Genomic DNA, 12,058 nt, shown 5'->3' with positions numbered 1-12,058 from the left:
ACCACCCACTGCGCCCGGCCGTCACCGGGCGTAGTGGGTGGTGCCCCGACGGCTGCGGGACCGGTCCGGACCCCGGGACGCCCGTTCCCGCTGGGCCCTCCTGATCTGGCGGTCGATGATCCTGTCGTGGACGACGCCGATCACCGCGGGGAGGACCAGGAGACCCAGGATCCCGATCACGGCGATCATTCCGAGCAGTCCTTCTGTCTGTGCGGTAGTCATAGACACCACTGTCGCGCCGGACGCTGCTTACCGTGAGTGGCAGGACTGCCGTACACCTTCAAATTACTGCCACTGTCGAGGCACACTGGCAGCATGCTGCAGAACGTGGTCGCCGTGCTCCTGGACGGCGTGAACCCCTTCGAGCTGGCCGTCGTCTGCGAGGTCTTCGGCACCGACCGCAGCGACGAGGGCCTGCCGGTGTACGACTTCGCGGTCGCCTCGGCCGAGGGACCGGTACTGCGCGCCAACGCGGGGTTCACCCTGCAGGTCGAGCACGGCCTGGAGCGTCTGGAGTCGGCCGACCTGATCGCCGTGCCGGCCGGGTACCGCTACGACGCGCGCGCGTTCCCGCCCGAGCTGCTCGACGCCCTGCGCCGCGGTGTGGACCGCGGCGCCCGGGTGCTCAGCGTCTGCTCGGGCGTGTTCGTGCTCGCCGCGGCCGGACTGCTGGACGGCCGGCGCTGCGCCGTGCACTGGCACCACGCGGAGGAGCTGGCCCGCCGGCACCCGCGGCTCGACGTGGAGCCGGACGTGCTGTACGTGGACGAGGACCCGGTGATCACCTCCGCCGGCACCGCCGCCGGCATCGACGCCTGTCTGCATCTCGTGCGCAAGGAGCAGGGGCCGGAGGTGGCCAACAAGATCGCCCGGCGGATGGTGGTGCCGCCGCACCGGGACGGCGGGCAGGCCCAGTACATCGAGCGGCCGCTGCCGAAGGCCCCGTGCGACACCGTCGGCGAGGTACTGGCGTGGATGGAGGCGCACCTCGACCAGGAGGTGACCGTCGAACAGCTCGCCGCCCGCGCCCGCATGGCGCCGCGCACCTTCGCCCGCCGCTTCCAGCAGGAGACCGGCACCACTCCCTACCGGTGGCTCCTGCGCCAACGGGTGCTGCGCGCCCAGGAGTTGCTGGAGGGGACGGACGAGACGATGGACGCGATCGCCTGGCGCACCGGCTTCGGGACGGCGGCGGCGCTGCGGCACCAGTTCGTCCGGGCGCTCGGGACGACCCCGAACGCCTACCGGCGCGCGTTCCGGGGCCCGAAGGCCGCCTGAGCGCGCGCCGGTATCAGGAGTCCCACCAGGGTCGTCCTACCAGGGCATCGGCCTCAGCCGCAGGTCGTGCGGGCGCAGGGTGATGCCCACGCGGGTGGTGTCGTTCGAGCTGGGTACCTGCTCGAAGCGGTACCTCGCCGAGATCGCCGCGGTGATCAGGGACAGCTGGGTCATCGAGAAGTGGTCGCTGGGGCACTTCCGGTTACCCGTGCTGAACGGGCTCATCGCGTGCTTCGGCACCTCCTTGGCCCGCTCCGGCAGCCAGCGGTAGGGGTCGAAGTCGAGGTGGTGGTCGTAGGAGCGGGCGTCGCGCTGGATCGCATAGGGGCTGTAGACGATGTCCGCCCCCGCCGGAATGCGATAGCCGCCGAGCGCGGTGTCGGTCACCGCCCGCCGCGTCAAAATCCATACGGCGGGCCTCAGTCGCATGGCCTCGACGACGACATTGTTGGTGTGCGTGAGTGAGCGAACGTGCGCGAATCCGACAGGTTCACCACCCGTCACGGATTCGACCTCGGTCCGTACCTTCTCCGCGTGTTCCGGGTGTTCCGCCAGGACCTGGAGGAGCCACATGATCGTGGACGCGACAGTTTCGCTGCCGGGGGTGAGTATCGCGACGACCTGGTCGTGGATCTCCTGTTCGCCGATGGGCTCACCATTGTCGTCCTTCGCCTCCAGCAATGCCGTAAGCAAATCGTCCGGCTTTTGACCAGATGCCCGCCGCTCGGCGATGATCTCGTCGACCAGGAGATGCAAATCGGCCAGTGCCCGGTTGAATTCCCGGTTGGCCGGGAACGGCAGCCGGTACAGCGGCCCGAGCGGGATCACCATCCGCCGGTACATACCGCGGAAGACGGTGGCGAGGTCGACGCTGAGCCGCTCGGCGCGCTCGTCCATGTAGTCGCCGCGCAACAGGCAGCGGGCGGCGATGCGGACGGCGACCCGGAAGGACTCGGAGGTGCAGTCGATGGTCTGTCCGGGCTGCCAGCGCTCGGTCAGCGCGTGCGCCTCCTCCTCCATCACCGGGCCGTAGTTCGGTATCGCGTCCAGCCGGAACGCGGGCTGGATGGTGCGCCGCTGACGGCGGTGCCGGGGACCGTTGGCGGTGGCCACGCCCTCCTTGCCGAGCAGCCCTTCCAGGGACTCCCAGAGCGGGCCGTCGATCTTGAAGTCCGGGCTGAGGGCTAGCGCGCCGGTGAGCTCCGGCGTGGTGACGGCGTACACCGTCTTGGGGCCGAGCCTGAGGCGTACGACGTCGCCGTGGTCGCGCAGCCGCGCCATGAAGGCGAGCGGGTCACGGACCAGTTTCAGGCCGTGCCCGAGGCCCGGTACGGCGCCGCCGGCCAGGGGCGGCTCCCGGAGCTCCGTCACCTCGGGGGTCAGGGGTTTCACGGACTCGACGGTCATTTCTCACCTGCCGCTTCGTTGTTGACGTACGGGGGCGTGGACCGGTCGTCCCAGCTGTCGACCATGTACCTGCCGGACTCGTGGTGGAACCAGTAGACGGAGCTGAACCAGTTGCGCATATTGCCGACGCAGGCCCGGACGGCGGCGCTCAATTCCTTGCCGCGGACCGTACCGTCGTCGAGGTCGTCGGCGAATCGGAGCGCGTCGCGCTCGGCCTCGAGGAATTCGGTGATGCATTCCTCGACCCGCCGCCTGACTTCGTCGACCGCTTCCTCGAGTGTCAGCCCCTCATGGGTGATGAGACTGATTCCGAGATTGTGTACCTCGTCGCCCGCGATTTCCTTCGGCAGCGAGCACAGATCGTTGTACCAGGCGGCGAATTCCTGACTCAGCAGTGCGGCCCGCCGATAGACGGGTTTTTTCCGCACCGCGTCCGGCAGTTCACAGCCGGCGCTCGGCTCGAGCAGGTCCGTCCATATCCAGTGCGCGAAGGTCCGGCGGCGCAGGGCGAGGTATTCTTCGACGCCGGGCACATATCCTTCGGTGCGGTTGCGGAACTCGCGGTCGTAGGCCTCGATCACCGCGTGGAAGTGCCGGGCGAACCGCTGGTTCCAGGTGCCCGGCAGGAAGCCGTACAGCCGCAGCACGCTGTCGGCGAAACTCGCGACCAGCGGGTCCGGGTGGTGCAGATGATGCCTCGGAGCATCGAGCGCCGCGTGCAGGCGGTGCCTGAGGCGGCGCCAGTCGCCGGGCCGGCCGTGGACGATGTCGCGGTCGTGGCGGTCGTCCCAGACGAAGAACCACGCGCTGTAGTCGGCCACGGCCTGCAGGACCTCGTCCGGCGCGCCCATGTAGTAGCCCGCCATGAGGTCGGTGTAGCACAGTCCATCGGCATATTCCTGGACCTTGTCCGCGGGCATCAGCCGCTTTTCGAGCAGCCAGCGCCGTGTGTTCTCCTGGAGCCGCGGCCAATACGGATGCAGTTGCCGGGGAAAGGCGGACTCGATCACCGGCAGTGCCAGTGAGGGTGGTACTGCGACCGCCTTCGGCGTCGCCGTGGTGCTGTGTGGGAAAGCTTGCACAGAACAAACCCCTCTCAGCCGCCAGGAGCGCACACCCCTGCGTTGTGCCGGGCGTGCGCCGTTGCGTATCCCGCACATCCATTCAGCACCACAACTGACCGCAATGGGAACGGATTTGCTTCACTCACTACCCGAGGTGCCGAGAATCCCCCCTCGTGTGACTGATTAAGGATCACAAGCACCGCGGAGGGGATCGGTTGCACGACGCACGGACGAACGATCCCGAACACGACGAAGGCGCCCGGGCCGGGGACGATCCCGGGCGGGCGCCTCAAGAGCCCTGAGGCTGCTAGTCGTTGGCGACCACGGGGTAGCGTGGCTCGTTCTCGGCCATCTGCCGCAGCGCGTCCTTGCGGTCCCGCTTCGACAGCCGGTCGATGTACAGGTAGCCGTAGAGGTGGTCGGTCTCGTGCTGCAAACACCGTGCGAAGTAGCCGGTGCCGCGCACCTTGATCGGGTTGCCCTTCTCGTCCTGGCCGGTCACCTCGGCGTAGTCGGGGCGCGCGAGCGGGGCGTACGCCGTCGGCACCGACAGGCAGCCCTCGTTGCTGTCGTCGAGCCGGCGCCTGTCGGCGGGCAGCTCCACCAGCTTCGGGTTGCACACCACGCCGGTGTGCCGCACGCCCTCGTCGTCCGGGCAGTCGTAGACGAAGACCTTCAGGTCCACGCCGATCTGGTTGGCGGCCAGACCCACGCCCTCCGCGGTGCGCTGGCTGGCGAACATGTCGGCGACCAGCTGCTGGAGCTCCTCGCCGAACTCGGTGACGTCCTTGCACTCCTTGTGCAGCACCGGGTTGCCGACGACCGTGATCGGTCGCGAGGTGCCACGCTCGCGCCAGGCGGTCTCCCGCTCCTCGCAGTCCTCCGTGTCGACGACGTACCCCTCGTCGTCGACGGGGAGCACGCCCGCGTGCTGCTGATCGGTGTCCTGCTGGGCCATGACCGACGTACGCCTTCCTGCAAGCCTGGAAAATTCTGCGAGTACAGCCTAAAGGCGGCAGGTCACCGTCTGCTCAGCAAACCTCTTCCAGATCCCGCCAGTCCCGGGAGTCGGGACTGTCCGCGACCCAGCCGTCGAGCAGGCCACGCACCAGCGAGGCCGGCGCGGCCACCCCGCACTCCCGCTCCGGCACCCACAGCTGCCCGTCGGTACGGTGCCCGAGCGGCCCGGGATGCCCCGGCTCGCTGTGGTCGTGCGGGTCCAGATGCACGCCCTCGCCCTCGTCGGACGGCATGCGCGACTCGGAGCACATCCGGCACAGCAGCCGCACCGAGGACGACCAGTCCTCCGCCGCGAACCCCGCGTCGGCGGCCAGCTGCTCCAACGCGTCCCGGTCCGCCTCCGTGGCCGCCTCCAGCAGCACCACCCAGGTGGGGACGGGGGACGGCGCCCACAGCTCGATCTCGTCGAAGACCGGGTAGGCGTGCCCGGCGGACGTGGTGCGCTCGCCGTGCGGGACGCCGTCGTGCAGCACGACCTCGCCCCAGCGCCGCCCGGACGACGGCAGCGGGATGGACAGCACCTCGATGCGCGCCGGGTCCAGCCGGCGGCCCCACACGACCTCGGCCTCCCCCTCCGGGGACAGCCGTACGGCTGCGCTGCCCAGCTCCATGCCGAGCGGCTCCCCGGAGACGGCGGCGCCACCGGGCACCTTCAGCCCGTAGGCCTGCCAGGCGCGGCGGGCCAGCGGCCAGTCCTGCAGGGCGGTGGCGGCGATGCCGACGTTCCACCAGTCGGGCGCCCCGGTCTCACGGTCCAGCAGGGCGACCGCCCGGAGCCCGGCCGCGCGGGCCTGCTCCCAGTCGTGCCGGAACTTGTGCAGCAGGGCGAGGTTGAACCAGGATTCCGACATCCAGGGCTCGAGGTCGGCGGCGCGTGTCAACAGTTCGCCCGCGTCCTCGTACCGGCCGTCGCCGATGAGCGTGAACGCGCGGTCCGTGGCCTGCCGCCAGGAGGCGGAGGGCCGGTGCCGTCCCTTGCCGAAGATCCTCACGATTCCCGCCTGCCAGTTCCAGTTCCGCTCAGTGGGCTGGCTCTGCCCCCGGACACCCTCTCCCTCGCATCCAACCACGTACGGCGGGAAAGGCGCTCATTACCCATGGGTTACCCAGCCGGGGGCGGGGTCAGACAGTGCCGTCCGTCTCCCGTCCCCTCCACCGGCGCGGTCTCCCGCCCCTCCCGGGGCTGGGCCAGCACCCGGGCGAGCGACTCCACGACCTCGGGAGCGTAGTCGCCGGCCGCGCCCAGGCGCAGCTCCTCCAGCGCCCGCAGGGGCCCGTCGGGCCCGCCGTCCCGGGTCCTCTCCTCGTAGGCGTTCACGACCCTCACGATGCGGGCGGCGACGGGCTGCTCCGGGTAGGGGTCGGCCTGCCGCTCCACGACGACGGCGACCGCCGCGTCCACCCCTGTCTGCCGGACCACGGCCCCGCCGAGCAGGGCGATACGCCGCTGTTCCGCCTCCGGCAGCCCGGCGGTCGCGCCGGCCGGCACCGGGTCGACCAGGCTGAGCTGGCCGATGTCGTGCATGAGGGCCGCGTACTCCAGCACGCTCAGCTCGGGCCCGGACAGGCCCAGGTCGCGGCCCACGGCCACGCTCAGCGCGGCGACCCGGCGGGCGTGCCCGGCGGGGGTGTAGCCGGCGACCTCGGTGGCGCGGGCGAGGGAGGCGATGGTCTGCCGGTAGGTGGCCCGGACGGCCGCGTACCGGCGCAGGGAGAGCTGGGTGAGCAGCAGCGGCAGGCAGAACACGGGCAGGGCCCACAGCCCGGCGACGGCGACCCCGAGCGCCATCACCGCGCCGGTCGCGCAGACGGCGGAGCCGATGCCGAGCAGTCCGCGCAGCTCCTCGCGCAGGCGCGGGCCGAACGGCCAGCGGGTGCGGAAGTGGGCGAGGGCGGCGGCGAGGACGGCGTCGCAGAGGGCGGTGAGGCCGAGCAGGGTGATGAGGAGGAGGGCGTAGGCCGGTCCGTTCCAGGAGGTGAACACGCCCCTGCTGTAGAGGGGTTGGAAGCAGACGGCGGCGAAGCCGACGGTGAGGACGCGGCGCGCCAGATGGTCGAGGGTGGGGCTCTTGCCGCACCAGATGTGCGGGACGCCGCCGAGCAGGGAGGCGGCGAGGACGACCGTGACGACCTGGGTGGCGCCGTGTCCGCTCGGCTGCCCCGCGTCCGCTCCGAGCAGGGCGTACGACAGGGAACCGGCGGTGCCGAGGGGTGCGGCCTGCCGTGCCCGGGCGCCGGTCCACCGGGTCAGCTCGCCGACGGTTATGAGCACCCCGAAGGCGAGCGCGACGCCCCGGTCCGCCATGCCCGTCCACAGGATGTCCCCGAGACAGACGGCGGCGGTGAGGGCGGCGGAGCCGTGGATGAGGCGCAGCGCGCTCATCGGGGGGCTCCGGAGCGGCTGGGGACCGGTGCCCGGGGCGCGCTGCCGCACGCCGGCTCGTCGGCGGTGACCGTGGGGTGCCAGCCGTACCGGTCGAGGGCGCGGGCGAGCGCGGTGACCATACGGGGGTCGAACTGGGCCCCGGCGCAGCGCTCCAGCTCGGTGACGGCCGCCTCGACCGGCCGGGCCCTGCTGTAGGAGCGGGTGGAGGTCATCGCGTCGAAGGCGTCGGCGACGGCGACGACCCGGGCGGACTCGGGGATCTGGGTGCCGACCAGGCCGTACGGGTAGCCGCTGCCGTCGAGCCGTTCGTGGTGGTGCAGGATCGCGGCGCGGGCCTCGTCGAGGAAGGAGATCCCGCGGACCATCTCGTGACCGTACTCGGGATGCAGCTCGATGATCCGCCGTTCCTCGGGGGTGAGCGGACCGTCCTTGCGCAGCAGCCGGGTGGGGACGCCGAGCTTGCCGACGTCGTGCAGGATGCCGGCGAAGCGGAGCACCTCGACGCGGTCGTCGTCCATGCCGAGTTCGCGGGCGATCAGCACGGAGGCCTGGCCGACGCGTTCGCTGTGGCCGCGGGTGTAGCCGTCCTTGATGTCGACGGCCTGCACGAGGGCGCGGATGGTGGCCTGGTGGGCGGCGCGTTCCCGGTGGTACTGGGCGAAGATCCAGCACGAGACGCACATCGGCAGCAGGACGAGCAGCGCGGCCACGGGGCCGTACCGGCTGCGCCACAGCACGGCCATCATCAGCCCGGCGAGTCCGTGCACCGCGACCGGCGCGAGCGAGCGGGACAGCAGTCCGCGCCAGGCCCGGCGCAGGGGGACGTGCTCGGCGAGGGCGAGGATGCCACCGTCGAGGACGGTGAGCACCAGGCAGAAGGCGAGCACGGCCGCCCCGGCGGGCAGCAGGGCGTAGGGGAAGTCGGAGCCGACGACGGCGGCCCGGCCGCCGAGCGTCCAGTGCACCTCGGCGGCGCCCCACACGGCGAGCGCGGGCCGCGCGGCCCGCCACACGCGCCGTGGCGCCGCGGGCCTTCGCTCGACGGGGGTGAGCAGCGCGGCGGGCAGCGGGACGAGAGCGGCGGCCGACGGGGGGAGCAGGAAAGCACCGGCGAGCAGGACGGGGTAGAAGGTGCCGCCGAAGCGGCGGCGCACCACGTGCTCGCAGCCGGCGTAGACCGTGGCGAGCAGGAGGATCGCCCACCAGGGGGTGCGGATCGCCGGCAGCCGCAGCAGACAGCTCACGGTGAGCAGGCCGGCACCAGCCACCCAGCCGCGTGCCCTCGCCGGTAACGCCTCCATCGCGCGCCCCTCCCCGACCGTGCCGGTTGCAGGCTCGGAGCCTAGGGCGGACTACGGGGCTTACGTGGGTTATGACCTGAGGATTAGCACGTTCGGGTGACGGCCGGGGCCGACGGTGCTCAGCCCTCCTGGGCGGTCGCCGTCACGTCGTGCTCCGGCACGGTCTGGCCGGAGCGGATCAGGTCGATCCGCCCCATGACCTTGGCGCGCAGGTCGGCGGGGACGTCGTCATGGCCGCAGCACCGCTTGACCAGCTTCTTCACGGCCTGCTCCAGGCCGTACTTCTCCAGGCACGGCGAGCATTCCTCGAAGTGGTGCTGGAACTTGTCGCGATCGACGTCCGGCATCTCACTGTCGAGGAACTCGTACAGATGGTCGAGGACCTCACTGCAGTCCGTCTCGTGCGGGTCTCCGCAGCTCATGAGCCCGAACCTTTCGCTTCGTTCGACTCTCCGGCGCCCGCCGGGACCAGCCCGCGCTCACGCGCGTAGTCCTCCAGCATGCCGCGCAGTTGACGGCGGCCCCGGTGCAGCCGGGACATCACCGTACCGATGGGTGTCCCCATGATGTCCGCGATCTCCTTGTAGGCAAAGCCCTCGACATCCGCCAGGTAGACGGCGATGCGGAACTCCTCGGGGATCGCCTGCAGCGCTTCCTTCACGTCCGAGTCGGGCAGGTGGTCGAGCGCCTGCGACTCGGCGGAGCGCAGACCCGTCGACATGTGCGACTCGGCGCGGGCGAGCTGCCAGTCCTCGATCTCCTCCGCGGCGGAGCGCTGCGGCTCCCGCTGCTTCTTGCGGTAGGAGTTGATGAAGGTGTTGGTGAGGATCCGGTACAGCCACGCCTTCAGGTTGGTGCCCTCACGGAACTGGTGGAAGGACGCGTACGCCTTGGCATACGTCTCCTGCACCAGGTCCTCGGCGTCGGCCGGGTTGCGCGTCATGCGCAGCGCGGCCGAGTACATCTGGTCGAGGAACTCGAGTGCGTCCCGCTCGAAGCGCGCGGTGCGCTCCGCGCCGGACTCGTCGCTCGCGCCCGCGCTGACGCCCTGGCCCTCGGGCAGCTCCGCCTGGCCGTTGTCGGTCCCTGCGTCGGTACCGGTGACCGGACCCACCTCCTCAAGATCGCGGGCAGGACCGAGACCGATCCCACTCGTTTCGGAGGATAGAACACGACCCGTGCCTGCCGCCCCTCGAATAGGAGCGGCCTTGGCCGCGTGCAGCACCGACCAGTCCAGGTCGAGGCGGCTGCTGCGGCTCGGGCAGATGGTCGGACCCATGCGGCGGACTTCCTTCCCCACGACGTCGGTGCCGAGGCCTCAGCACTTCTGTCCGCCTCAACAGCGGTCCGCCGCCCCGCATTCCCGCCTCACGCGAGTGACGCGGCCCACTCCACGACGCCCTCGGTGACGATCTCCAGCGCCCGCTCCTGGGTGATCTCCGCGCGCTTGGGGACGGCGAAGCCGTGATCGCCGTACGGCACCTCGACGAGCCGGTAGGAGCCCTCGGGGAACTCCTCCGGCCTTCCGAAGGGGTCGTTGCCGCCCTGGACGACCAGCGTGCGCACCCCGGCGCCCAGCAGCTCCTCCGCGCGGGACTTCTCCGGCCTGCCCGGCGGGTGCAGCGGGAAGCTCAGCGCGAGCACGGCGTGCGCGCCCAGCTCGGCCGCGGTACGGCAGGCGACCCGGGCGCCCGCGCTGCGGCCGGCGGAGATCACCGGCAGGCCCGGCCCGGCCAGCGCGGGCCAGACCCCGCGCCATCCCGTGTCCAGCGTCCTCGGCGCGGGCGCGACCTTCTTCCCGGCCACCCGCCAGGGCTGCTCGACCAGCGCGACGGTCACGCCGTGCGCGGGCAGCGTCCGGGCGAGCGCCTGGAGGTCCCGGGCCTCGATCCCGCCGCCCGCGCCATGGCCGGCGGCGAGGACGAGCCGCGCCTTCCGCCCCGGGTGCCAGGTGATGCGGGCGTCTCCCGCGTACGTGCTGATGATCTCGGTCGTCACGGTCGTCACGCTAGAAGAGTGTGCCCTCTTCCGGCGCCTCCAGTTCCTTCAGCAGCTCCGGGCCGTTGTTGCGGACGTTGCTGACCGCCGTGGAGACCGGGTAGGCGCGCATCAGGCCGGTCGGGGGCGGGGCGAGCAGGTCGCGCAGCTGGTCCGGGTCGGTGCGCGCGGGGTCGAGCCAGGCGTCCCAGCGGTCCGGGGTGAGCATGAGGGGCATCCGGGGGTGGATGTCGACGAGGGAGTGCGGGCCGTCTGCGGGGGCCACGGCCAGCGGGGTCGTCTCGGCCTCCGTGGTGATCACCGAGCAGGTCACCCACCAGGCGCCCGGGTGGTCGTCGGGCAGGGTCCGGTCGCGCCAGAACTCGTACAGCCCGGCCATCGCGAACACCGAACCGTCGGCGGGCAGTACGAAGTACGGCTGTTTGCGCGGACGCTTCTTCCTGCCCTCGACCTCCAGCTCCCGCTCCTGCGTGCCGGTGACCCACTCGTAGTAGCCGTCGGCGGGGACGATGCACCGGCGGGCGGCGAAGGCACGCCGGTAGGCGGGCTTCTCGTGCACGGTCTCGGCACGCGCGTTGATCATCCGGGCGCCGCCCTCGGGGGTCTTGGACCAGGACGGGACCAGGCCCCACCTCAGCCTGCGCAGCTGGCGAACCGGACGCGGGGAGTCCGCGTCTTTCAGGGGACGGTCGAGGACGGCGTAGACCTCCTTGGTCGGCGCCACGTTGTAGTCCGGCTCCAGGGTCTCCTCGGGCTCCCACTTGTCGATCTCAAAGATTCCTGCGAGATCCTCGGGCCTACGACTCGATGCATACCGTCCGCACATACGTGCCACACTGCCAGACTCCGTACCACCAGAGGGAGCCACTCGGACACATGGACAGCCTCGCCGCCCTCGCGCTGCCCGACCTCTGGGACCGGCTCACCGGCACCCAGCCCGATCCCGACCTGTGGGTGGTGCTGGCCACCCTGGCCGCGGCGCTCGCCGTGGTGGTCCCGCACACGGTGTGGCGGATATCCCGCAACGCGATCACCATCGCGCACGAGGGCGGTCACGGACTGATCGCCCTGCTCACCGGCCGGCAGCTCACCGGTATCCGCCTGCACTCCGACACCAGCGGGCTGACCGTGAGCCGGGGCAAGCCGTACGGCCTGGGCATGATCCTGACGGCCGCCGCGGGGTACACGGCGCCCTCGTTGCTGGGTCTCGGCGGTGCCGCCCTGCTGGCCGCCGGCCGCATCACCCTCCTGCTGTGGGTGGCCACGGCCCTGCTGGTGGTGATGCTCGTGATGATCCGCAACGCGTACGGCGTGCTGACCGTCGTCCTCGCGGGCGGCGCCTTCCTGCTGGTGTCCTGGCTGGCGGGCCCGCAGGTGCAGGCGGCGTTCGCGTACGCGGTGGTGTGGTTCCTGCTGTTCGGCGGGGTACGGCCGCCGTTCGAGCTGCAGGCCAAACGGGGCCGGGGCGGAGCGGGCGACTCGGACGCGGACCAGCTGTCCCGGCTGACGCACGTACCGGCGGCCCTATGGCTGTTCCTGTTCCACGCGGTGTCGCTGTGCTCGCTGATCGGCGGGGGACGCTGGCTGCTGGAGGTGTGAGGGGG

13 protein-coding genes are annotated in these 12,058 nt (G+C 71.4%); 2 read left to right on the top strand and 11 right to left on the bottom strand.

Annotated elements, in window-relative coordinates; all coding sequences use genetic code 11:
- Nucleotides 1-21: 21 nt before the first annotated feature.
- The gene (locus tag ACIHEJ_RS23915) at nucleotides 22-222 is read right to left on the bottom strand and encodes a hypothetical protein (protein ID WP_400138530.1); all 201 of its coding nucleotides are present in this window, start codon (nucleotides 220-222) and stop codon (nucleotides 22-24) included.
- A 93-nt stretch (nucleotides 223-315) separates the two neighbouring features.
- Here ACIHEJ_RS23915 and ACIHEJ_RS23910 point away from each other — a divergent pair, with 93 nt between their 5' ends.
- Nucleotides 316-1,278: a helix-turn-helix domain-containing protein gene (locus ACIHEJ_RS23910; protein ID WP_400138528.1), complete on the top strand. Its 963-nt coding sequence runs from the start codon at nucleotides 316-318 to the stop codon at nucleotides 1,276-1,278.
- Nucleotides 1,279-1,314: 36 nt separating this feature from the next.
- Here the strand turns inward: ACIHEJ_RS23910 and ACIHEJ_RS23905 are convergent, their stop codons facing one another.
- From ACIHEJ_RS23905 to ACIHEJ_RS23860, 10 genes are all read right to left on the bottom strand, one after another.
- On the bottom strand, nucleotides 1,315-2,685 hold the full coding sequence (locus tag ACIHEJ_RS23905; protein WP_400138527.1) for a cytochrome P450: 1,371 nt from the start codon (nucleotides 2,683-2,685) through the stop codon (nucleotides 1,315-1,317).
- Entirely contained in the window at nucleotides 2,682-3,767 is a 1,086-nt protein-coding gene (gene cyc1 / locus ACIHEJ_RS23900; RefSeq protein WP_400138525.1) for an epi-isozizaene synthase, read from the bottom strand. The genes ACIHEJ_RS23905 and cyc1 overlap by 4 nt, the downstream gene beginning before the upstream one ends.
- 289 nt (nucleotides 3,768-4,056) lie before the next feature.
- Nucleotides 4,057-4,707, bottom strand: coding sequence for a peptide deformylase (def, locus tag ACIHEJ_RS23895; RefSeq protein WP_400138523.1), 651 nt, complete (start codon nucleotides 4,705-4,707; stop codon nucleotides 4,057-4,059).
- A 73-nt stretch (nucleotides 4,708-4,780) separates the two neighbouring features.
- The gene (locus ACIHEJ_RS23890) at nucleotides 4,781-5,761 is read right to left on the bottom strand and encodes a tetratricopeptide repeat protein (RefSeq protein WP_400138521.1); all 981 of its coding nucleotides are present in this window, start codon (nucleotides 5,759-5,761) and stop codon (nucleotides 4,781-4,783) included.
- A 110-nt stretch (nucleotides 5,762-5,871) separates the two neighbouring features.
- Nucleotides 5,872-7,152, bottom strand: a complete 1,281-nt coding sequence (locus tag ACIHEJ_RS23885; protein WP_400138519.1) for an HD-GYP domain-containing protein — start codon at nucleotides 7,150-7,152, stop codon at nucleotides 5,872-5,874.
- Nucleotides 7,149-8,456, bottom strand: coding sequence for an HD-GYP domain-containing protein (locus ACIHEJ_RS23880; protein ID WP_400138517.1), 1,308 nt, complete (start codon nucleotides 8,454-8,456; stop codon nucleotides 7,149-7,151). The genes ACIHEJ_RS23885 and ACIHEJ_RS23880 overlap by 4 nt, the downstream gene beginning before the upstream one ends.
- Nucleotides 8,457-8,575: 119 nt before the next feature.
- The gene (gene rsrA / locus ACIHEJ_RS23875; protein WP_366013807.1) at nucleotides 8,576-8,878 is read right to left on the bottom strand and encodes a mycothiol system anti-sigma-R factor; all 303 of its coding nucleotides are present in this window, start codon (nucleotides 8,876-8,878) and stop codon (nucleotides 8,576-8,578) included.
- Nucleotides 8,875-9,570, bottom strand: a complete 696-nt coding sequence (locus tag ACIHEJ_RS23870) for a sigma-70 family RNA polymerase sigma factor (protein WP_400138515.1) — start codon at nucleotides 9,568-9,570, stop codon at nucleotides 8,875-8,877. The genes rsrA and ACIHEJ_RS23870 overlap by 4 nt, the downstream gene beginning before the upstream one ends.
- Before the next feature lie 254 nt (nucleotides 9,571-9,824).
- Nucleotides 9,825-10,454, bottom strand: a complete 630-nt coding sequence (locus ACIHEJ_RS23865) for an alpha/beta family hydrolase (protein ID WP_400138873.1) — start codon at nucleotides 10,452-10,454, stop codon at nucleotides 9,825-9,827.
- A 10-nt stretch (nucleotides 10,455-10,464) separates the two neighbouring features.
- A complete protein-coding gene (locus ACIHEJ_RS23860; RefSeq protein WP_400138513.1) occupies nucleotides 10,465-11,280 on the bottom strand; it encodes an SOS response-associated peptidase in 816 nt (271 codons plus the stop codon).
- A gap of 50 nt (nucleotides 11,281-11,330) precedes the next feature.
- Here ACIHEJ_RS23860 and ACIHEJ_RS23855 point away from each other — a divergent pair, with 50 nt between their 5' ends.
- Entirely contained in the window at nucleotides 11,331-12,053 is a 723-nt protein-coding gene (locus ACIHEJ_RS23855; protein WP_400138511.1) for a M50 family metallopeptidase, read from the top strand.
- The last annotated feature ends 5 nt before the right edge of the window (nucleotides 12,054-12,058 follow it).

Source organism: Streptomyces sp. NPDC052301 (assembly GCF_044593395.1).
Taxonomy (GTDB): Bacteria; Actinomycetota; Actinomycetes; order Streptomycetales; family Streptomycetaceae; genus Streptomyces.
The sequence above is the reverse complement of the archived record's forward strand: the minus strand, read 5'-3'. Positions and strand labels throughout refer to the sequence as shown.